Origin of the sequence: Schaalia sp. lx-260 (assembly GCF_021083645.1) — a bacterium.
Taxonomy (GTDB): domain Bacteria; phylum Actinomycetota; class Actinomycetes; order Actinomycetales; family Actinomycetaceae; genus Pauljensenia.
In genome coordinates this window covers 1-23,402 of record NZ_JAJNRQ010000004.1, presented here as the reverse complement: position 1 = coordinate 23,402, position 23,402 = coordinate 1, and the positions used below count along the sequence as shown (strand labels likewise).

Annotated in this window: 14 protein-coding genes; 10 read left to right on the top strand and 4 right to left on the bottom strand. The window is 51.1% G+C overall.

The window, feature by feature from the left end:
* Window positions 1-2: 2 nt before the first annotated feature.
* Window positions 3-719: a response regulator transcription factor gene (locus tag LRP57_RS05715; protein ID WP_231205579.1), complete on the bottom strand. Its 717-nt coding sequence runs from the start codon at window positions 717-719 to the stop codon at window positions 3-5.
* Window positions 720-879: 160 nt separating this feature from the next.
* Between LRP57_RS05715 and LRP57_RS05710 the strand changes: the two genes are divergently transcribed.
* The 7 genes from LRP57_RS05710 to LRP57_RS05680 all read left to right on the top strand — a co-directional run bounded on the left by LRP57_RS05710 (window position 880) and on the right by LRP57_RS05680 (window position 8,592).
* Entirely contained in the window at window positions 880-1,362 is a 483-nt protein-coding gene (locus LRP57_RS05710) for a PH domain-containing protein (RefSeq protein WP_231205578.1), read from the top strand.
* 65 nt (window positions 1,363-1,427) lie between these two features.
* Complete coding sequence (locus tag LRP57_RS05705; protein ID WP_231205577.1) at window positions 1,428-3,125, top strand: PH domain-containing protein; 1,698 nt, start codon at window positions 1,428-1,430, stop codon at window positions 3,123-3,125.
* Between the two features lie 19 nt (window positions 3,126-3,144).
* Entirely contained in the window at window positions 3,145-4,095 is a 951-nt protein-coding gene (locus LRP57_RS05700) for a Rossmann-like and DUF2520 domain-containing protein (RefSeq protein WP_231205576.1), read from the top strand.
* Between the two features lie 214 nt (window positions 4,096-4,309).
* Window positions 4,310-5,251 carry a pantoate--beta-alanine ligase gene (panC, locus tag LRP57_RS05695; RefSeq protein ID WP_231205575.1) on the top strand — a complete coding sequence of 314 codons (942 nt, stop codon included), beginning with the start codon at window positions 4,310-4,312 and terminating at the stop codon, window positions 5,249-5,251.
* Window positions 5,252-5,276: 25 nt separating this feature from the next.
* Window positions 5,277-5,717: an aspartate 1-decarboxylase gene (gene panD, locus LRP57_RS05690; protein ID WP_231205574.1), complete on the top strand. Its 441-nt coding sequence runs from the start codon at window positions 5,277-5,279 to the stop codon at window positions 5,715-5,717.
* Between the two features lie 159 nt (window positions 5,718-5,876).
* Complete coding sequence (locus LRP57_RS05685; protein WP_231205783.1) at window positions 5,877-7,463, top strand: lysine--tRNA ligase; 1,587 nt, start codon at window positions 5,877-5,879, stop codon at window positions 7,461-7,463.
* Between the two features lie 292 nt (window positions 7,464-7,755).
* The gene (locus tag LRP57_RS05680) at window positions 7,756-8,592 is read left to right on the top strand and encodes a DUF4190 domain-containing protein (RefSeq protein WP_231205573.1); all 837 of its coding nucleotides are present in this window, start codon (window positions 7,756-7,758) and stop codon (window positions 8,590-8,592) included.
* Window positions 8,593-8,731: 139 nt separating this feature from the next.
* Here LRP57_RS05680 and LRP57_RS05675 read toward each other — a convergent pair whose 3' ends face one another.
* The gene (locus LRP57_RS05675) at window positions 8,732-9,220 is read right to left on the bottom strand and encodes a winged helix-turn-helix transcriptional regulator (RefSeq protein WP_231205572.1); all 489 of its coding nucleotides are present in this window, start codon (window positions 9,218-9,220) and stop codon (window positions 8,732-8,734) included.
* Between the two features lie 65 nt (window positions 9,221-9,285).
* Between LRP57_RS05675 and LRP57_RS05670 the strand changes: the two genes are divergently transcribed.
* Window positions 9,286-10,281: an NADP-dependent oxidoreductase gene (locus tag LRP57_RS05670; RefSeq protein WP_231205571.1), complete on the top strand. Its 996-nt coding sequence runs from the start codon at window positions 9,286-9,288 to the stop codon at window positions 10,279-10,281.
* A gap of 327 nt (window positions 10,282-10,608) precedes the next feature.
* Here LRP57_RS05670 and LRP57_RS05665 read toward each other — a convergent pair whose 3' ends face one another.
* Window positions 10,609-16,524 carry a S8 family serine peptidase gene (locus tag LRP57_RS05665; RefSeq protein ID WP_231205570.1) on the bottom strand — a complete coding sequence of 1,972 codons (5,916 nt, stop codon included), beginning with the start codon at window positions 16,522-16,524 and terminating at the stop codon, window positions 10,609-10,611.
* Window positions 16,525-16,890: 366 nt separating this feature from the next.
* Here LRP57_RS05665 and LRP57_RS05660 point away from each other — a divergent pair, with 366 nt between their 5' ends.
* Entirely contained in the window at window positions 16,891-17,967 is a 1,077-nt protein-coding gene (locus LRP57_RS05660) for a hypothetical protein (protein ID WP_231205569.1), read from the top strand.
* Window positions 17,968-18,079: 112 nt separating this feature from the next.
* On the opposite strand, the gene LRP57_RS05655 is transcribed toward LRP57_RS05660, so the two are convergent.
* On the bottom strand, window positions 18,080-18,586 hold the full coding sequence (locus LRP57_RS05655) for a DUF1440 domain-containing protein (protein WP_231205568.1): 507 nt from the start codon (window positions 18,584-18,586) through the stop codon (window positions 18,080-18,082).
* A 622-nt stretch (window positions 18,587-19,208) separates the two neighbouring features.
* On the opposite strand from LRP57_RS05655, the gene LRP57_RS05650 reads away from it, so the two are divergent.
* Window positions 19,209-23,402 (top strand): SHIRT domain-containing protein (locus tag LRP57_RS05650; protein ID WP_231205567.1); only part of this gene is annotated, 4,194 nt, incomplete at its 3' end.

Sequence of the window (23,402 nt, the reverse complement as noted above, 5' to 3'; positions counted from 1 at the left end):
TCCTAGTTTTCCTCACGTAAGATATAGCCGACTCCTCGTTTCGTGTGGATGAGTTCACCGCAAGCCCCATCGACCGCGAGTTTTCGCCGCAAATATGACACGTATGATTCCACAATAGCTACATCACCATCCCAGTCGTATTCCCACACGTGATCGAGGATCTGCATTTTTGATACCACTCGCCCTTGATTAATAACGAGGTAGCGTAGGAGCTTAAATTCTGTAGGGGAAAGATCAACGAGTTGGCCGGCACGAGTCACTTCATGAGCGTCCTCGTCAATCACGAGATCAGATACGCGCAGTTTGCCATCATCTGCGTTATCAATCATGGTGCGACGGAGAATAGCTCGAATACGGGCAACGACTTCTTCTAAGCCGAATGGTTTAGTGACATAGTCATCGCCGCCGACAGTAAGGCCTTGGATTTTGTCGCGCATATCGTCGCGGGCAGTGAGGAAAAGAACGGGGATTCGGATACCTGCTTCGCGTAAACGTCGAGTGACAGTGAAGCCATCCATATCCGGCAGCATGACATCGAGAACAATCAAGTCGGGTCGTTCTTCCACAGCTAAGTGGTAGGCGCTTGCGCCGTCCTCGGCTGAAACAACATCGAAACCTGCAAAACGTAATGAGGATGCGAGGAGGTCACGAATATTCGGTTCGTCGTCAACGACGAGGAGTTTTGCTTCGCCGGAGGATTCGGTTCCATTGATTCCCATGAGATGTATTCTTCTCCATGATCCTGAAAGTTACCTGAGAAAATAGCGCATGTATTCTTCGGGGTGGCTCGATGTGAATGAAATAAGGTACGGATAAGTAAAGATCATATAAAGTGTATATGTTACGTTCCGTATAAATACGTACATCACAGGAGGCATTATGTCGGATCCCTTCGCCCCTGAAGGGGTAGTTTTTACCCCTGTTTCACGCGAACTCATCAAAGTGCGATCGATTGCCCTCCTCATTACATATATGATCCTGTTAAGCGGATCAGTTGCCACTGGATTCCTGTTTTCATATTGGATTTTTATTGCAACAGGCATTTTCTTTTTCCTTGCTACCTGGCAAATATGGCTTGTTCGCCGCCAGGTCCGCGCACTGGGCTGGGCTGAAGGCAAGGAAGAATTCATGATTCGTAAAGGAATCATGTTCCGTTCCCTCACCCTCGTACCCTACGGTCGGATCCAATACGTCGATGTGAAAGAAGGACCGATTGCGCGGCACTACGGCATCACAACGATCACCCTTCACACGGCCTCACCTGAAACAAGCGCAACCTTAGATGGAGTCCCAGCTAAGGAAGCCTCACGACTACGTGACCTCTTAGCCGAGCGAGGCAGCGCCGAATTAGCGGGGTTGTGATCGTGACAGAAAACAACAACGAGACCACGCGCGATGATAAAAAATCGCGCACTACCGTGCACGCAGTGGACGCAGGCGTTCCGCCCGAACAATGGCGTAAGGTTCACCCGTTTTCTTTAGTTTTTAATGCGTGGAGCGCAATTGCAGCCCTCATAGCTTTTGTTACATACAAGAACTCTGAAGTCCTGCAGGACATTATGGAAAGCTCTGCGATCCGCGAAGGCAATATTTCACGGCTCATTATTATCGTAGCAGTGACGCTGCTTGGTATTCTCTTTCTCATTATTCTTGTCTCGTGGCTGTCGTGGCGAGCAACCTCATGGGCGATCACAGATACGGCAGTGTGGTTCCGCAGTGGCATACTTATGCGCTCACAACGTCATGCGCGTCTTGACCGTATCCAAGCAGTTGACATTACTCATCCTCTGCTTGGTCGGATTTTTGACCTCGGCCGCCTCAATATTGAGGTTGCTGGTGGGGCTAATTCAAACCTCACATTCGGTTTCCTCCGCACACATGAATTAGAAGAAGCACGGGCAGAAATCCTCGCACGAGCAGCAGGAGTCCTTTTGCCCTCTCAAAAAAATGCGACACCAGACCAGCACTCACAGCAAGAACAGGGAACGCTCGCTGACAATGGTGTTGCCTTGCAGGAAACACGTAGCATCCCTGCCCGCAGCCCTCAAATGACGACTCCTGCTCTTGAAGCACCTGAACGCGAACTGTACGCCCTTTCACCAAAAACACTGATGATGTCGCTGCTATGTTCCGGTGTTTTTATTGTAGGGATCCTCATGATCCTTGCTGGCTTCATCGCGGTAGGTATTTTGATCTACGCATACGGATGGGCGGGCCTATCCAGCATATTCTCGATAATCGTGCCATTTTCCGCTGTCGCAACGTACCTGTGGTCCCGTTTTGCTGGGGAATTCAACTTCCGCGCGGCAGTATCACCGGATGGTATTCGTGTGCGGAGTGGGCTCACAGAAACACGAGCGCAAACCATTCCTCCACGACGAGTACACACGGTGCGTATCTCGCAACCGCTACTGTGGCGCTTCCTTGGCTTATATCGAGTCAATTCCAGTCAAGCAGGTTACGGTGGTGGCGACTCGCAAAACCACACGGGTGATCCAACAGTGTTGCTGCCCGCAGGCAACCGTCAAGACGCAGAACTGGCTTTATGGCTGATTATTCGTGACCTCGGCGTGAATGACCCGCAGGCATTCCTTGAAGAAGCATTCAACGGGCAACGCGAAGGACACTATTTCACTGCCATTCCTGAATGTGTGAAACGTCTGGATCCTTTCTCATATAAGCGCCGCGCTTTCGCCTTAACAGACAGCATGTTTGTTATCCGTGACGGATGGCTGAACCGTGAGATAACATTCCTGCCGATTGAAAGGCTTCAATCCATCACAGTTGAACATGGGCCATGGTTGCGCTCTTTAGGGATTGTGAATGTGCACGTACATACAGTACAAGGCATCGCTCAGGCTCACGCTTACCATGTTGATCGTGAAATTGCGGCCACCATTATCCCCGAATTAACTGAACGCGCTCGAAAACGCCGTGCAAGTGAACCGCCAGAAAAATGGATGCTTCGAGTTGCAGTATCACCTTTCCACACTGAGATGGAAAATACGCAAGACCCTACGTGCGCTACGCCCGCTGGCGGCCCTGATGTGACAGGGCAGGCTACGCAAAGTCAACAGGACGAGCAGGGTGGTGCTCCTGCCGTATCCGCGCCCTCAGGTTCTTGAGAAACCAGAGAATAAGCTCATGACGCGCATAGAAAACCCCAATCGTTTAGGGGTTGGTGTTATTGGCATGGGGCATGTTGGTCCGGTCATTGCTTCAGCTTTACGGGCAGCAGGCCACAGTATCATTGGTGTTTCAGCATCATCTGAGGCTTCACGTGAACGAGCACAGGACATGCTGCCGAATATTCCGATTCTGGCAATCCCCGACATCGTTGAACGCAGTGAAGTGGTGATACTTGCTGTCCCTGATGACGCTATAGGTCCCCTTGTTCGCGGCCTTGCAGAGCTTCAAGCGTGGCATCCGGGACAGATGGTTGTCCACCTATCAGGCGCACATGGCATATCAGTTTTAGAACCAGCAGCACGTTGCGGTGCGATCACATTAGCTATTCACCCAGCTATGACTTTTACAGGTACCTCTATAGACGTATCCCGTTTGGTGGGAACACCATTTGCAGTCACAGCTTCGATGCTTGCCAGACCTATCGGCCATGCGCTTGTTTTAGAAATGGGCGGTGAACCTGTTGATGTGGCTGAAAAAGACCGTGCCTTGTACCATGCGGCACTCACACATGGGGCAAATTTTTTAACAACGATCGCCCTGCAATCAGTTGAACTTTTACGCCTGGCTGGAATTGAAAACTCAGGTTCGTATGTGCAGCCCTTATTTTCAGCTGCTCTGGATCGTGCCCTACGTGAAGGGTTGAGCGCGGTTTCTGGTCCCATTCCGCGTGCTGATTCAGGGACCATCACCACTCATACACGTGTTTTAGGGCAGGCTGTGCGCGCTCACTGTGACGATCAGGAAAATCCTGTTATTTCCAGTGCCCGCGACACCTACACTTCAATGACCCGTCACACCGTTCAGATGCTTCATGATGCGGGGCGACTCTCAGATACTGCTGCCGATGAAATCCTTGCGGCCTTACATGAAGATGATCTACTTGAGGGGCCTCCTGAGCTTATGTGACCTGCCTCAGGTGACGTTCGTATGCGCTTGGTACGCCTTGACCTGTGACACCGTGAATTTTGCTTAGTGGAGTAGCCGGCCTCGTCATGTAACCGCGTCAGCGCCTGAGTGTTTCATAAACGCAGACTGCTTTGCTGTCCTTGAATGAAACTGAAACCGTGATATATAGCGCACTGTCACCCCTGTGTTGCCCGTGGGGGTAGACAATATTCCTATGACACGAAAGCCGCTCCTGACGCATACACGTGACGAGTTCACAACAGCCCGCGCCGCCTTGAGTGGACGCACGGCCTTAGTGATGACGATGGGCGCTTTACATGAGGGGCACCTTCAGCTTGTACGTGAAGCGCATAAGGTTGCTGACCATGTGATAGTGACGATTTTTGTGAATCCTACACAATTTGCTCCGGGCGAGGATTACGAAGCGTATCCGCGTACTTTGGCAGCTGATATGCAGGCTCTCGCAGGTGTAGGCGCTGACCTTGTATGGGCACCGCGTGTGGAGGACATGTACATAACCGCGCCGCATATCACGATAGATCCAGGACCGGTCGCCCATTCTTTAGAGGGCTCTACACGTCCCACTCATTTTGCGGGAGTCGCCTTAGTTGTCACGAAGGCTTTGAATATTATTCGACCAAGCGTTGCTTTATTTGGTGAAAAAGACGCGCAACAGTTAGCTGTGATTCGTTCAGTTGTGGCTGATTTAGATATTCCGGTTGAAATTATTGGTGTGCCGATTGTGCGCGATACAGACGCAGTAGCATTATCCAGTCGGAATCAATATTTGACGCAGGAACAGCGCGTCCACGCGCGGGCTTTGTCGCGTAGCCTACGTGTAGGACAACAAAAGGCACGCACGGGAGCTGGGGTGCATGAAATTGTTCAAGCTGCTCATCAGGTTTTATTAGCTGAAGAAAGCGTTGACGTTGATTATGTAGCACTGGTGGAAGAAACAACTTTCCGCGTGCTCTGCCGCGTCCAAGGAAATGAATCAGCAGATGAAAATATGACGGTAGTGAAAGATTCGCATGAGGGCGTATGCTTCGATCAGTTAGAAGGTCATAGGGCTCATAGCGCTGATGGGCTATATCGACTGTTGGTTGCGGCTCGTGTGGGCAGCACACGTTTAATTGATAATTGTCTGCTTGGCTGATGTACGTCATGTGAACAGGATGAAAATGAGTGAAGTAATGCGCCCCATGATTCAGGGGAAAATTCATCGTGCAACAGTAACGGCTGCTGACCTGCACTATGTAGGCTCTGTTACGGTTGACGCAGATTTACTTGATGCCGCTGATATTGTCGCAGGCCAGCAGGTTGATATTGCTGATATTACTAACGGGAATCGTTTAACGACCTACACAATAGCCGGTCCTCGGGGGTCGGGTATCATCCAACTGAACGGGGCAGCAGCTCATTTGGTGGATGTGGGAGATCTGGTCATTATCATGGCGTACTGCCATGTTCCGCAGTCACAGGTCGCCACTTGGAAGCCCAGCGTAGTTTTCGTGGATGCAAACAATCGGATAATTGAGGTAGGAAATCACCCGGGGTATGTGCCTGAAGAAAATCCTCGCGCCCAAGAATTAGGTATTCAATCCTCAGGGGGCGAGAGCTAGATTCTGCGCTGTTTTATGCATATGCGTGTCGTGATAATCGAATAGCTATCGGTATCACAGGTTGTATATGACTAGGGCAGAGGTCGTTGTCATTGGTAGGCTTGCTCTGTGACTGAAGCGACGCATACATCTGATTCCCATAGTGAAAACGAAAATTCGGTGACGGCTGGGCTGGCTGTTACCCCCGATAGTGAGGAAACACCGGAACAAGTCCGTGTTCGTGCTGATAAACGCGCACGCCTGTTGGCTGATGGGCAAGAAGCCTATCCGGTTGTCTTGCCGATTACATCATCTATTGCTGAGATACGTGAAAAATACGCGCACCTTGTTGCAAATGACGAAACGCAGGACTATGTGGGTATCGCTGGCCGCGTCGTGTTGGCACGTAACAGTGGAAAATTGTGTTTCGCAACCCTCATGGATGGGGCAGGGACACGTATCCAAGTCATGCTGTCAGCAGCGGAAGTGGGCGTAGAATCCTTAGCTCAATACAAAGCAGATGTTGATTTGGGCGATCATTTATTTGTTCACGGTCGCGTTATTTCGTCCCGCAGAGGTGAATTATCTGTTCTGGCTTGCACGGGGACTGCTCCTGAGGGCTTATTTACGCCAGGTATTGAGCCTGGCTCGCCGGTTCCGGCATGGCAACTTGCTGCGAAATCTTTACGTCCTTTACCAAAGACTTATATCGCACAGGATGGAACCGAGGTTTCTCTTTCGGAGGATATGCGGGTACGTCGGCGTTACCTCGATATGATTATTCGTCCGGCGGCACGTGACATGGTACGTATGCGCGCTCGCGTGGTGAAGTCTTTGCGTGATTATTTTGACGAGGCAGGCTTCGTTGAAATTGAAACACCTATGCTGCAGAACTTGCATGGTGGCGCGGCTGCGCGGCCTTTTAGTACGCATATGAATGCGTATGATACGGAATTATTCTTACGTATTGCTCCGGAATTATTCTTGAAGCGCGCTGTTGTGGGCGGTGTGGATAAGGTCTTTGAGATTAACCGGAATTTCCGTAATGAGGGTGCCGATTCCTCACACTCACCTGAATTCACAATGCTTGAAGCATATGAAGCATATGGTTCCTATGACACGATGGCTCGTCGCACCCGTGAATTTATTCAGAAAGCAGCTCGTGACGCTTTGGGAACAGAGGTTGTGACCTTACCGGATGGGTCCACATATGATTTGTCTGGTTCATGGAAAGAAATCAGCCTATATGAAGCGACTTCGCAGGCTTTAGGTCAGCAGATTAGCCCGCAAACTTCACGTGAAGATCTGGTGCGGATCGCTGAGGGCTTAGGGGAAGATATTCCCGATCACTGGGTGAATGGCAAGATCGCTGAGGTTATTTTTGAGGCCACAGTGGGGGATTCTTTGTGGGAGCCGACATTTGTGCGTGATTTCCCTGAGGATTCAAGTCCGCTTACTCGTGGTCACCGTTCAAAGCCCGGTGTGGTGGAAAAATGGGACTTGTATGTTCGTGGCTTTGAGTTAGCGACGGCGTATTCTGAGCTTGTTGATCCTGTGATTCAGCGTGAGCGTTTTGAATCTCAGGCGTTGGCTGCGGCTAATGGTGATCCTGAAGCCATGGTTTTGGATGAAGATTTCTTGATGGCAATGGAATACGGTATGCCGCCGGCAGGTGGTATGGGTATGGGCTTGGATCGTTTGCTGATGGCCCTGACAGGTCAAGGGATCCGTGAAACTATTACTTTCCCGTTAGTGAAGCGCCTGTAAATACCAGGTCGCAGGTTTCAAACGTTTACGGGGTGCCTTTTGCGGGAATGTGAAAGGCACCCTGAGTTTTTTGGCTGAGTGGATGCTTCGTGCTGTGTGGGTTTTTGCTAGCTTGCGCCTCCACCTGTCACTGCGCCTGTTCTTCTCTTGCGCTATTTTTGGCCTATAGCTCAGTTTTTGTGTGCAGATAGTAACTTTTGTGTGAGTGAATGTATTTCTTTTGTGGAGTAAAAAGGCGTTGAATACTATGTTTCGCTAAGCTTAGCCCTGCAAATCAATGAAAGGTAAGTACATGAGTAATCCGAATGATCTGGAAAATACCCCAGTCCACTCTGATGGTGAGCAGTCGCAGTCTGGATTTTTTGTTCCGGTAGCTGAAGAAAATGGCGCGTATCCCGCTGACACTACTTCACAGATGCCACCGGCTTCAGACCATTACGGGCAACAATTCATGTATCAGCAGGCCGCAGTGCAAAAAACAAGTGCTCTGGCAATTGTTGCGCTGATTTTGGCTTTCTTTGTTCCGCCAGTGGGTTTAATTATCGGCATTATTGCTTTAGTGAAGTTAAAGTCAAGCGGTGAAAAAGGTCGCGGTCTTGCAATTTCAAGCATTGTTGTCAGCGTTATCTCCATGATTTTGTCAATTGTGATGATCGTGATGATGCTGAAAGTGTTTTCGCACTTACAGCAGGGGCTTGAAGCAAATCCTCATGTTTTTATGAATGAGCAGAGTGCTTTACGTTCTGATGATGATACGGAAAAACTTTTGGGTGATGCTGCTCGGGTATGGCAGGAAGATCCTGAGGAATCCGCACATATGAATGTGAATGAATGGCTTGAAACCGCTGAAGGTCACCTTTTCGTTGATGGTGTAAAGCAAGGGGCAGGCGAAAATGCTGATAAGGTCACCATTTCGGCTGTGGGTGATTCGACCTTGCGTATTGACTTTATTAACCCGGATTTGGTGGCAGATGAAATGCCAGAAAGCGCGCGCGCTGAACTGAAAGAGAATCTGAATCATCTGGCTGACAGTATTGACCTGACTGAGATTCCTCGAATAAAGGATGCGAAAATTCAGGTTCGTATGCTTGATGATGCGGGAAATGTTATTGCTTCCTCTGGTGAGTAATGTGATCTGTTTCGGGTCTTGTCCCTGCTCCTAATCTTGGTTGGGGTTGGTGCTATGCCGATGGTAGTCATACGTTATGTGTGGCTGCCATCTTTCTTTTGTTGCCCTACTTTAATGTCCCGGTGTATGGGGCTGTGTTTTACGGGTTCATGTCAGTGAGAGGTGATACTGGCTTTTCCTCATGGTGAGCTGGAAGCGGGTACGGTATGTCGTGACTGTTTTCGCAGGTGATACGTGTGATGAGCTTGCCCCCACATTCGTTGTGTATAAGCGTGGGAGCCTCTGCGCTGTTGTGAGGTAGGTAGGTTGTGCCCCAGTTACCTAAGGCAATCAATACGGGAGCAAGTGCAAGGCCCCGCTCAGTGAGTTGGTAGGCTGCTCGGGTGCGTTTTCCCTGTTCTTTGTATGAGTAGCGTGTAATAATTTCTGTTTCTTCGAGTGCGTGTAGTCGGCTGCTGAGTAGGTTTTTGGGGCATCTGAGGTTTTCGTAGATTTCGTTAAAACGATGTTTTCCGCGGAATATGTCGCGCAAAATCAGCAGGGTCCATTTTTCTCCGACGATCTGTAATGTTCGGGCTATGGGGCATGGGTCTGTCGTGTCATAAGCGGTGCTGTCATCTTTTGACATAGTAACCTCAACAAGTTAAGTTTATTTTCTCAACTCAGCTTATTCTTCAAAAGAAAGTTACGCAAATGAAAGCCTTAACCCTTCGCAAATACAATCAGCCACTCGTCTGGAATGACATGCCAATACCGACCTCGCGCGCGGGCGAAATCGTAATACAAGTCCACGCTGCAGGGCTGAACCCCCTCGACAATATGATCGCTCGCGGACAATTTGCACTCCTTTTCCCATACCGCCTGCCGCAAGTTATGGGCAATGAGCTTGCAGGAGTAGTGACAGCTATAGGAACAGGAGTGAAGAAATTTAAGGTAGGGGACGAAGTATTTACCCGACCAGATATTCACCATTTAGGTGCCTTTGCCACATACGTAGCAGTTTCAGCTGAGGATGTCGCCCACAAGCCGCGAAACCTCACAATGGTTGAGGCTGCGGCCCTTCCCTTAGTCACCTTAACCGCAATTCAGGCTTTTACTGAGAAAACCCACGTGAAACCCGGAATGAAAGTCTTTATTCAAGGAGGAGCGGGCGGTTTAGGTTCAGTCGCAATTCAAGTGGCAAAACATCTAGGCGCTACCGTTGCAACCACTGTTTCCACTCACGATGTTGAAATAGCTCGCACATTAGGTGCCGATATTGTGATTGACTACCGCACACAAAAATATGAAGACTACGTACAAAACTTTGACGTTGTCCTTGACACACTGGGAGGAAACGAAACCTTCCGCTCAATGAAAGTACTCAAAACAGGCGGAACTTTAGTCAGTGTGATCGGGTCGCCAGATACTGATTTTGCTGACCAACTAGGTAAACCCATCATGAAACCATTAATGTGGTGGGCTGGACGTAAAGAACGAAAGGCCGCGCGCCAACAGGGGATAACATACAAATTCCTTTTTATGCGCGCCAACGGCCAACAACTCGCAGACATCACACCCGCTATTGAAAGCGGAGCCATTCGCCCCCTTATAGCCCAGAGCTTCCCGGCCGAAAAACTTACTGAAGAACTACCTCAACTTGGCAAGAAGAAAACTGGCCCAGGGAAAACAGTCGCTACTTTCGTGTAACCGTTGCGGTTTCCCTATGATGCGTGCTGAAACCGATATGGAATAGCACAATTGACAAAACGCCTTGACCCGGCAATAAGTGAAGGCCCTAGGCTTGGCCGCGCTAGGGTAGGTGTCTATGCGCGGTCAGGATTTTAGTGTGGTAAATGAGGTCGTGTTAGGCGAGTGCCCGTCCTCTACGTGTGCTCAGGCTTTTTGCTTTACAAAACAGGCGAGGACTGATGGAATTCCACCAGCCCTCGCCTGAATGATCTTCACAGGCGACGCGCGGAAGTATGCCCTCTGCGACGCTCAGGAAGTAAACAGCATGAAACCGTCGTCACATGCCTACTGTTCGCGGCGACGTAGCGCCAACACACCTCCAATTCCCATGACAAGCACACTTGCCAAAGCCAAAGGCAACACCTGAGCACCTGTTGTCGCAAGCTGACGCCCCTTACCCACATAAGTCTGCGGATTCATAGGCTGCTCAAGCCCGCTCTGTTGAGACAACGGAGCACCTTGCTCGTCGGAAGGATCCTGCCCAGCGGGGGGCTGCTGAGGGCTTCCCTCCGGCACGGAAACGTCACCGCTAGGCGTATGCGGATGAGCAAGAATCTGCTCAATCGCTGCTTTACCTGCATTCAGCTCAGCCGTGACATCCTCAATACTGGGAGCGGCAGAAATCTTCGCAGCTGCGACACGTGCGGCTTCCTCAACTGCTGCAATAGCAGCAGCCTTTTCGCTTTCCGTTAAATCGCTATTCATCCCGAGCTGTGTTTTTGCTCCCTCAGCCACATTCGCCAGCTCAGTCAGAGCCTGAGCTTTCGCATTCACCAAGGGATCCGGATTTTCAGGATCCGACACAAGCGCCCAGATAGAGAAGTGATCCGTGTCGAAACTGATTCGACCATCAGCCACCGTCACCTCCACTGGATACGCCTTTTTATCCTGACCAACGCTGAAAATACGCGGATTAGTCAAGCCCTGAACGGGAAGAGTGACAGTACGTGTTCCTTCCGCTGATACACGCTGACCATCCCTTGTTAAGTACAGGTCATACAGGGCCACGATGACATCCCCATGACGATCCCGTAAAGCCTGCACAATCTCAGAATCCTCATGAGGAACAGCATGGAAAACGTAACCTGTCATATCTGACTGGAACGTAACATCCGCTACCTTCCCGTCAATAAGCGTGTACAAGTACCCTGCACGCGCCTTCGCTGCACGCAATTCCTCTACACGAGCTGCCGCGTTTTCTTGATCCTTCAGCAATTTAGCGTGCGCGTTCTCCAATGCTGCAAGAGCGCGTACAGCTTCATCACGATCATTGAGGGCCTTAAGACGATGATCGTGGTCCATCTCGTCGGCAGCGATCTGCGCTTCAAGATCCTCTACGAGCGCACGTGCCTCAGCAATATCATTTTCAGCTTTCGTGACTTCGCTTTCGATCTTGAGGTGCTGCGCAATCGCTTCGTCAAGGTTTTGCGCAACTGGGAGATCACCGATTGTGAAAGAACGACGGACCATAACCTCATTGCCCGCCTTATCTAGGGCGCGCAACATCAGGGCATGATGTCCAATTTCGTTCAGAGGCTGCTCAGGGCGGAAAAGGGCCGCATCATCATCAGCGCGCGACAACGGTAATGGCTTACCGTCCAGATACGCTTCAACAAGCCCTACCTCACGATTATCAGTGACACGGAAAGCGGGGATGTGCCCTGCCGGGTACGCCTGGTTTTCGTCAAGATTCTCAACGGCAACCTGAGGGTCTTCCTTGTCGTAGGCAACGATGTAGTTTTCGCCGTGCTCCTCGTTAGAGTTACCGGAAATATCCGCAACCTTGACGTTGAGGTAGCTTCCTTCAGACAAAGTTACCGTGTGATCGACAGAACTTTCGTTCTTTCCTATCTCACCGTCAAGTGAACGTGACAGTACGGCATTCCCATTAACGTAGAAACTCCAACCGGTACCGGCATCACTGACTTTGCCTCGCAAACGGATTTTCCCTGCTTTATTTGCGTAGATCGTTCCAACAATGTCACGAGAATCATCTGCCCCTTCATTTGTGGTGTCAAGTGAATCAAAGACATCCGTTGTTGGTTCTTTCATATCAACATAGGCAGAATATCCGCGGTTGAAAACAAGCGTGCCTTCACTGTTGTAAATTTTGACGTTAAAACCTGAGTAGCCTTCACTGATTGGCGCAATAGGGAAATTACTTCCACGCTGAGCCAACGGTTCAAGTTTTCCGTCGTTGAGTGAAATCTTCCAGCCGGTTCCAGGCGCGACCACCTCGAACTGGATAGCGTGCTTTCCTGGGCCAAAGTAATTCGGCAGGAAAGCCCGAGACTGGCTCGCATGTGCAGCTGATTCAGAGTTGAAAACCTGATAATCGAAAAGTTGCACAGACAAAGGAACAGAGGGGGCAGAAGGCGCAGACGGAACAGATGGCTGTGAGGAAGTATCTTCCTCAGCAGTGTCGTCGCGTTCCTCAAACTCGTAGTAACGCACTGTTTGACGTTCTGCCTCGTCACTTACCACAAAGTAGATACCATCAGGATAATCTTTGGCGCGAACACTGACATGGAAAGCCCCATCAACCAGTGAAGCTATCGGGCAATCACTGACTTTCCTTGGATATTCGTCCGAGGTGCAGTAACGCACAGTGATATCCGAAGCCGCTGACACGTTATCGTGAACATTTGTGCCCGAGATTTGTGCAGTTCCGTCATTTTCAACCTTGACATATTCCTCATCTTCATCAGCCCATGTGACATCCCAATCAACCGAGGGCGCAGTAAAGTCACGGACAAATTCATGAGTAAATTCTTGCGAACGGCCATCAGTGAATGAAACTTTCACAACGAGCGTGTTATCACCTTCGATCAGGTCATTTGACAGATCTGCAAGGAAAGTGCGGTCTTGCGGGTCAATTGCGGCATTTACGTCCTGCCCATTGATCTGGAAGGTGAGTGCTTGAACCTGCTCAGAGACAGTGCCACGAAGTTCGGTGACATTCTTCTTTGTTAGCTCAGATATGCCAGAAATGGACACGTCAGGGTTATGGAGTGACTGCACCAGAGGCTTACCGTTGATGTCCTCATTGTCATTGCCTGCAATGTCGATGACATGTACGCGCAACTCATTATTTGTTAATGGGTTGAATGTGATGTCGTCGATGACAAATTCTTCGGCTGTGCCATCTGCTTCGACCCGCTCACTCACTTTAGAAACCTTCAGAGGCTCACCATCTAGGGTTGCCTTGACGGACTTGAGCGAGAAATTATCCTTTGATGAAATCACGACACGGTGTTTACCATCAGGGGTTTCTTCAAGTTTTGCCGTTGCAGTGGGCTTCTGATTATCGAACTTGACTGGCAAGTAGATGATTTGCCAGGGGCCTTCCGCTTTATTACGGAATTTCATACGGTAGTAATACTGACCGTCGGCAACGAAATCATATTCGCCGGTTTGTGGGTTAAAGGCTTTCCCATCCCACTTGTACTGTTCGAGCGGGTATCCGGCTTCTTCTTTCGCCCAGTCAAAGTAGGAGTATTCGCCGTACAGGAGGCGTTTCATGTACTTCGCATTTGTTAAGCCCTTAATGGGTTCAACGTTATCGTCGCGTTTGTTGACAATATCAATGCGGTAATCGAGGATGTCGCGTAGCACTGCTAAACGAGGTGCGACTTCGAGAATACCTTCACGGTCACGCTGGTGAGTGAAAGCAATCTTGTCAGGGTTAACGCCTTCCTCAAAGTCTGTGCGACCTAATTCTTTGAACTGAGGGGTTGAAAGATTACGGTTACCCAGAAGCGTGGTGAGCTTGAGTTTTGAGTTTTTTTCCCACATAGGAGCATCAACGAGTGCTTCTTTCCCCCAGTCTCCGGCGAAGCCAAAGAAAGGCAAGGATAGGGATGCATTCGTGTCGTTAGCTGATGTGAGGTAAACGTAGCCTTCAACAAACTGTTCGTGGGCTTCACCTTTATCTAACGTGACCTCGAAAGTTTCAGTTTGTCCGGGAGCAACTGTGAGTCGTGTTGTTGATGCTGTCGCAGATGCGCCGGGGACGGCAGTTGAGTGAATCTCGTTGACGACGGGTTTGGTGTCTGTCCCGTCCTCTTTTTCAACTCGTTTCGTTGTTGAGGTCAGTACGCGAGAAGTGGTCACGTCGTAGGATGCGGGCTGAGTACCGAAGTTACGGACGGTCAGTGTGAATGTCCGCTGTTGTTCGTTGATTTCTTTGAGGGCGGCGGCTCCCTTGTCGTTATGTGTGAGCAGTACACGGTTTGCTAGTGCGTGCTCGACTTGAACCAGACCGGCCCCTTGCTGGCGTGGTGAATATTCTGGGTTGCTTCCATCAGCGTGGATGTCGCGCAGGGGCAGTGCCGTGTTCATGAGGAGAATACGTGCAAGATCAACGCGATTAATGTCTTGAGGAAGTGCTGTGCCGGCAAGTTTTTGGAGCAGCAATGTTGATGCGCCTGCGATGTATGGTGCAGCCATTGATGTTCCAGTCATGACGGAGTAATCGTCATTATTTGCTAGGGAGTAGATTTCTTCGCCCGGGGCAATGAGGTCGGGTTTGAGTTCAAGATCGACAGTAGGCCCCCAGCTTGAGAAACCGGCGGGGCCGATTTCTTGAGCTGGACGAATATCCAGGTCAATGTGTTTATTAGTGTTTTTCTTGATGGTCATACGTGGGTTTTGCGCAATGCGTGTCAGAAGTTCGTCGCCTTCGTCGTGGGCTAATGCTACTGACCAGCCGTGCGTGAGTTTGTCGTATGGTTCAAGTTCGGTGGGGATTTTCACGTGGTAGGTGTCGCGTGATGACTGTGAAATATTGTTGATGAACACCATGCCGGCTGGTTTCTTTTCTGAAACGCGCGTGATCTTTTTGACGATGTTTTCACCGCCACGTTTGACCACGGCAACTTTGCCGGTGAGGTCTTTGTCTTGCAGGTCTGCCTCAAAACCAAATCCCACGTTAACGAATTCGTATTCGGTGGCTTCGGTGGGCAGGTCGCGTTTGTCGCCGAAGCGCAGGTAACGGTATTCCTTGCCGCCAATGGAAAGCGACTTATTGCGGAGGGTGGGTGTTTGGGCTGCGCCTACGCCGATTGCGTTATCTGTTGCGGCAACTGACACTGTTGTTGCGGTGTCTGTTTGTCCGAAAGCGTTATCGGCGATGTTGTCGAATGTTGTTGAAGATGAGGACGCGGCACCGTTGCCCATAGCTGCTACGACAATGACGCCGTGAGCTTTAGCGTTTTCAACAGCTGTGTGATAGGTGTCGCCGGGGCGTCCGGTTCCATTGGAGCCGATACTGAGGCTGATAACGTCGGCCCCGTGTTTGATGGCATCTTCCATAGCCATGTATGCCGCGTCTTCGCGTACCGCACGGGAGGTCCCACTAAAAACTTTGTAGGCAAGTAGCTGTGCGTTTGGAGCTACACCGTCGATTCCTTCGCCTTTAGCTATTGCTTCATCTGTTGCATTGGCCGCTAAAATGCCCGCGATGTGCATACCGTGTTGTTCGCCGGGAACATCGTCTTTGAGGACATGGTTATTGTCAATGTAGTTGTAGCCGTGGGGTACTTTAAGTGTGAATTGGTCATCGCTGGGTTGTGTGGCGGTGATTTCGGTGATTTTCGGTGTGAAGCCTTCATCGAGTCGTAGGTCGTGGTGTCGTATATCCACGCCGGAGTCGATTGTTGCGATCACCATTCCGCGTCCGTCAGCGCTGAAGTTATTGCTGGCAGGTAAAGCTGCGCGTAGTTGTGAGGCGGATACGCTTTGGGCTCGTGAAATCGGAGCGTCTTCAACTGCTGTGATCTGGGGGATCTGTGTGAGTGCTTCGATTTTGTCTGTGGGAATGTCTAGGGACAGGCCAGTGAATACGAGGTCGTATTCGTAGATGATACGAGCGCCATCGAGAGCTTCGATTGCGGTTTTTATGCTTTCGCGGTCTTCTGGTGCAAAACGTGCGATTACGCGGCTTGTACCTGGTTCTTGTTGGATAGAAGCGGGAACGGCTTGCGCGTCTGCTGTATGTGGGGCGTGCTGGGTGGCGCTGACCAGCCCATTGAGTCCGCTCAGAGCTGGTAATGCGAGTCCAACAGTGAGGAGTGATGAAATGATGATTGTGTTCGCGCGAGGGCGAGAGTATCGTGAACCCGAGTTACCGCGCCTGTGCTGTTGGTCGGGTAGGGGTGGGGGAAGCGGCTTTTCTGGGCCGCGTGCATGTGTTTGATGCATTAGGGATTTCTCCGTAGTATCGTTGACATACGTCATGTTAATAGCATGAGCAGTTTTATCTTAGCTTTGCCTAACCTTATAAATCAATGGCCTTTGCCTTCTTCTATAAGGCCCATGAGTGCGTATGGCGCATAAGATGTGGATTTATTTCAATTCGCTATTCCAATGGGGGACCTAATGCCCCTTTTCTTTGCGTGTCACCGGAATGGGGGAACTCTTAAGTGGAAGGTGTGAATCGCTGAAATACGTTCCGGCCTCGTTACTTCATGTCAGTATGCAGATACTTGTATATAAAAATTAAAATATTTGCTAGCGTGTAAAAGTCCTCAGTCCCCCAGTCTGCGCATCGCGCAGTGAGGAGAAACATTGAAATCGCTAAAAATATTCACGTTGGCAGCAACAATTACTTTATGCGCTGCGCCAATTGCTGCTTATCCTACTCTGGCAGCATCCAATGAGTCAGATGCTCCTGCTGAAACGGTTGCTGCACCTTTGCCCGCAGAGAGCATAGAAGCAGATCCTCCTGAATCAACCGTTAAGGTGACTGCTCTGTTTAATGTGCACCTCAAAGAGTCCAGTGATGCGCGGCAAGAGTATCCTACCGAGGAACAAACGGCTTCAATGGGCCTTGTGCTGAAAAATAAAGCCGGTAAGGTTTATCGCCCAACAGAAATTATGGAGGGTTTTAGGCCAAAGTTTAGTGAAATACCGGCTGGCAGCTACACGGTAGAATTTGCGCCTATCGCGGGTTATCACGTGGGGCAAGGTGCTACGGGTTCAGGATACCCTTATCGTCAGCCCGGTGAAACTATTGACTTAGCGGAGGGTAATCCCCGCGTTATCCGGTCTTTCTATATCTTGCTTCTGAAAGATCCAGAACCAGCAGATACTCATGATGAGGAGAACGCCTCAGGTGCTACTGATAACGACACTGCGTCGGGTAGCGCGGATAACGGTAATGCTTCGGATAGTACTGATAATGGCACTGCCTCGGATTCCGCAGGTTCGGCTAATAATACTGCTGGTGCAGGCACGAACAATACCGGTGCGGGCGTGAATGATGCAGGTGCAGGCACGAACAATGCCGGTGCAGGTACGAACAATGCCGGTGCAGGTACGAACAATGCCGGTGCAGGTACGAACAATGCCGGTGCTGCGAATACCGGTGCTGCTAGTAATGCGGGCAGCGGGACTGCTGTGAATAATGATGCTGCTACTACGAACGCTGCTGATAATACTGGTGGCGCTTCTGGCAATTCCGGTGCTGGCTCCGACAAAGCTCAGAGCGGGAATAATCAAGAAACAGGTAAAGCTCACAACCCCAAGGGAAGTCACTTACTTGCTCACACTGGCTTTGCCACCGGAGCAACTGCCTGTGCTGTTATGACGGCTCTTGTAGCTGGAGCTGCACTGACTCTGACTCGTCGCCGTATTCAAAAATAGGCAGTCGCTGAACAAATGTCAGCACAATAAGCCCGGGTTCACTTCCCGGCATTAACCTTAAGGTCGCCCTCACATCCGCGCCACGCGTGGAATGTGGGGGCGCACTTGTGTTTTAGCTGAGCGAATGTCGCACGGCCTCAATAGTCCCTGACCAGACAAGATGCCCGAGTGCTTCAGAGAAATGCTCCTGTGCTGGCTGGTCGTAAGCGGCTGGAATCGTCTTTATCGCCGGGAGGAGGAACAGGTGAAAACCTACCCAAACACCTGTACCTAAAATAGCTCCACCGTACTTTGTTATCCACGGGTAACGATGCGCGGCAAAGCAATAGGGAATAGCGGCGCCCACAGAAAACGCATGATGAATAGCGAGTGCGGTAACGGGAACCTTATTCTCGTTATAGGTAAGGGTTGCCTGACGCAGATTTTCCGACAGCCCCACTTGTTCAAGCAGATGCATCGGCGGATTAGGGTTATCGCGCGCGGGAGTACGTGGTGGCAGCGCGGCTTCCCAACCAATTTTCACCATCCCGCCGACAAGTCCCGCCACAATGCCAACCCCGAGCTTTCGAAAAGTCCCTGAAGTTTTTGCACGCACCTTCTTACCCTGTGAATATGACACTGCGCCCCTCTTTCCTGAACTGTTGGAGCCGCGCGGAGAATATGCAGAATATTCCGTGCTGCACCATTCGGAGAATCCTTATTTTAGTAGCGCTCCACATGCGTGGCTTACGGGGGATTGTGAAGCGTTTGACTGCTCTGGTACGACACTCCACTTTGTGTGCCTAGCTTGCGTGGAGCACACATTTTCACCGACCGGCTAAATTATGCCGAAAAATTGTGTTCCTAGCTTGCGTGGGTACATGTCAGAGGAAGGGCAACGAGCAAAGCGCTAATCACTTGCCCCGGCCCGCTATCGCCCGGCAAGTACAAGCCCGCCAGTCATGGCACAAGGGTCCAAGTGGGGCATCCCATTGGTTAGGCGCGCAGGAATTATGGAATTGTAGCTAATATCACGCTCTGTAGCGGGGGGGGGGCGTATTTTTCTCGCTTGAGCAGATTTGGGGCTTAATGGCCTGTGACCTGCTGTTTTGCGGAGATATTTCTTTATGCCTGACCTGGATGCTCCCGGAAAACGGCGTATTTTCCCTGTTTTTGTAGGATCGGTTGGGGGGGGGGTAACTTAGGAGTGTTTGTATCATTGCGCCCGCTGTATTGAAGCAGGTGTTCCTAAGGAAAGATTCATGCAGAAACCTGGAAAATCCCTTTTGAAGCGTGGCTCTGCGCTTATTACTGTGGCGGCTCTCGTCATCGCAGGATTCCTTCCTCCCGTCGCTGCGGCCCTCGCGGATGAAGAAAGAACTCTTACGGTGAACTACCACCGTAACTACAATGCTTCTGACACGACTGTTGTCACCAAGGTGTATCACGTCGGAGATTCCCTTGAAGGTATCGACGCGAATGACCAGGTTACTTCTGGCCTTCCCGGAGGAAATGCTTGGAAACACCAAGGATCCTACGGGTACGGCGGTTGGATGGCAGCCCTTGACGTTCTGAGTGCTAAAGAAGCCATCGCCTGGTACACACAGAAGAATTACGTCACCGGCGGTGGTAAGTGGTATCGCGGTACCCAGGTTCTACGTGAAACCGATATTCCCGAAGGAAACACCACACTCGATCTGTACCAGCAGTGGATTTCTCCGACTTCTGTCGCTTCTACCGCCACCGCTTTGGCAACCGTTGAGCCAAAGGTGTGGCTCAACAACTCTCACGATTACACTGAATCGCAGCCTCTGAATCTTGATAAAGGGCAGCCAGCAGCTTTTAAAATGAGCTACGACTACGAGAAGCTGCGCAATACTCTTGCGCTTCTGTGGGGACGTATTGGACTGGTTGATGGTTCTTCCGGTTACGTTAAAGCGCGCATCGACTCGCGTCTCACACTGGAACCTCAAGTCACTCTTGTCTTTAAGTCTCGCTGGCTCAAACCTGATCTCACACAGACAAACCCGCCCCTTTTTGCCGAAACACCAGTGGAAAACAAACCCGGTGAGTGGACCTTCACTATTAATACTGAAGGATTAACTGATGTTCAGGCCGGCGGTAAAACCTACAAGGAACTTAACCTTCCTCTGCTTCTTCAGCCTGCTTCCGTCATTGCTCCCATGAACTACGACGATTTCATGTCGGAAATGACCCTGAACACGCCTGAGGGTGGAAATGGTCTGAACTCCTACCTCAGCCTCGATAAATACAACGAAATTGCCACAGGATCTGACCCTGTTGTCACTTTTGCCGGTGGTATTCGTTTTGATGCCTCAGTTAGCGTCGCTCGTATGGGGTACAACCCGAAGCTCGCTAGCATCGTGGGAAATTTGACTCGGCTGAGTACCACGGATAAGGAAGCTCCTGCGCAGTACGCTCACCTGCACCCCACCGGTAAGGTAACGGTGAACTACGTGGACGCTGACACTTCACAGCCTTTGGAAATTAACGGCGAGAGCAGCGTCGTCATGTACGGCCGTGCCCTGAATAAGGCCCAAGCGGAAAGTGAACAAAACCGCGCCGCTACATGGACGGTCACCCCACCTGCAAAGGAAGGGTACTCCTTCGTTAACGTTCAAGATAATAAGGAACTGACAGGAACCTACGATTGGGAAAACCCTGTCACCCTTACCCTGCGTTACGCTCGTCCGTCCTACGCGGTTTCCTACGCTTTTGAAGCAGACACAGCTTCTCAGACAGCAGGACGCACCCTTCCTGCGGAAATCACTCAGCTTCTTCCGGAAACCGAAAACGGTAAGCGCACGGGCGACGAAATCAACGCTCCCGCACTCTCGACAACGTCCGTACAGGATGCTGTGGCTGATGGTACGTGGACTTTCCGAGGATGGGATGAGAACACCAAGACTGTGGAGGAAAGCAACGTTACTTTCACAGGTACGTGGGTTTTTGCTCCAGCCACTCATCAGGCGACCTTCACCTACCGGTCGGGGACGCAAGGTAGGGACTTGCCTGCTTCAATTACCGCCCCTGCGTCTGTGACAGGCGAGAAGGGTAAAGTCGTGACCGCGCCGACACCTGAGCAGAACAAGATTGCTGAAGATGACGGTGTATGGACCTTTACTGGATGGGATCACGAGAGTCAGACTTTCGCTGGCGAGGACCTAGCGTTTGTTGGCACGTGGACGTACTTGTTGAATGCTCACGTTGCTACCTTCACCTACCGCTCAGGAACAGAAGGCAAGGATCTTCCTGCTTCTTTGGTCATACAGCATAATCAGAGTGGTTCTCAAGGAACCGTGGTGAATGCTCCGGCCCCTGAGTCGGCTACTGTGGCTGATGCTGATAATGATGGTGTATGGACCTTTACCGGCTGGGATCACGAGAGCCAGACTATTGGTACTGAGGATATAGCCTTTGTTGGTACGTGGACTTTCGCGAGCAATGAGCATACTGCGACTTTTGCTTACCGGTCGGGTACGCAGGGTAGGGTTTTGCCTGCTTCACTTGTTGCGCCTGTGTCTGTGATGGGTGTGAAGGGCGGCGTGGTGAGCGCTCCTGCTCCTGCTGAAACCGTGGTTGCTGATGCTGAGGCTGATGGTGTGTGGACCTTTACCGGGTGGGATGAGAACACTCGTACTTTCGGTGTTGAGGATCTTGCTTTTGCTGGTACGTGGACTTTCGCGAGCAATCAGCATACTGCGACTTTCGCTTACCGGTCGGGGACGCAGGGTAAGGATCTTCCTGCTTCACTTACTGCGCCTGTGTCTGTGACTGGTGTGAAGGGTAGCGTGGTGAGTGCGCCTGTTCCTGTGCCAAATACTGTGGCTGAGGGTGATGGCGTGTGGTCTTTCACTGGGTGGGATCACGATTCCCAGACTTTCACTGACGGGGACCTGACATTCACGGGTACGTGGACGTATGCGGAAAACCAGCACACCGCGACCTTCACTTACCAGTCAGGAACACAGGGTAGGGATCTTCCTGCGTCTTTGGTTCATCCACAAAATCAAACTGGTGCTCAAGGAAGCGTGGTGAACGCCCCGGCCCCTGAACACTCCACTGTGGCTGATGCTGATAATGACGGTGTGTGGTCTTTTACCGGGTGGGATCATGATTCCCAGACTTTCGCTAGCGAGGACCTAGCGTTTGTTGGCACGTGGACTTTCACGAGTAATCAGCACACCGCGACCTTCACCTACCGGTCGGGTACGCAGGGTAAGGATTTGCCTGCTTCACTTACTGCTCCTGCGCCTGTGAGTGGTGTGAAGGGCGATCAGGTGGCTGCTCCTGCTCCTGCTGAGGCCGTGCTGGCTGTGGCTGATGGCACGTGGTCTTTTACCGGGTGGGATCACGATTCCCAGACTTTCGCTAGCGAGGATCTAGCGTTTGTTGGCACGTGGACTTTTGTGAGCAATGAGCACACCGCGACCTTCACCTACCGTAGTGGGACGCAAGGTAAAGATCTTCCTGCTTCACTTACCGCCCCTGCACCTGTGACAGGCGCGAAGGGTAAAGTCGTGACCGCGCCGATGCCTGAGCAGAACAAGATTGCTGAAGATGACGGTGTATGGACCTTTACTGGATGGGATCACGAGAGTCAGACTTTCGCTGGCGAGGACCTAGCGTTTGTTGGCACGTGGACGTACTTGTTGAATGCTCACGTTGCTACCTTCACCTACCGCTCAGGAACAGAAGGCAAGGATCTTCCTGCTTCTTTGGTCATACAGCATAATCAGAGTGGTTCTCAAGGAACCGTGGTGAATGCTCCGGCCCCTGAGTCGGCTACTGTGGCTGATGCTGATAATGATGGTGTATGGACCTTTACCGGCTGGGATCACGAGAGCCAGACTATTGATACCGAGGATGTGGCTTTTGTTGGTACGTGGACTTTCGCGAGTAATCAGCACGCCGCGACCTTCACGTATCGTAGTGCTACTGCGGGGATGGATTTGCCTGCTTCACTTGCTGCGCCTGCGCCTGTGAGTGGTGTGAAGGGCGATCAGGTGACTGCTCCGGCTCCTGCTGAGGCCGTGGTTGCTGTGGCTGACGGTGTGTGGTCTTTCCAGGGTTGGGATGAGAATGCTCGCACTATTGGGGTTGAGGATGTGGCTTTTGTTGGTACGTGGGTTTTCACTGCGAAACCAACCCCAACCCCTCAACCTCAGCCGCAGCCTCAGCCGCAGCCGGGTGATATGCCACAGTCCGGCGATATGCCGCAGTCTGGTGATATGCCTGAGTCTGGCGACTTACCGCAGTCTGGCGATTCTCCGCAGTCTGGCGATGTGCCGCAGTCGGGTGGCGCGTCTGAGCCAGTGGTGGGTGTTGCTCCGGTTGCTCCTTTTGCGTCGGATCCTTCTTCGTGTGTGGTTGCGCCTTTTGTGACGATTCCGTTGACTGAGGGTGTTGTGTACAGGATGGATGGTCGTGTGGTT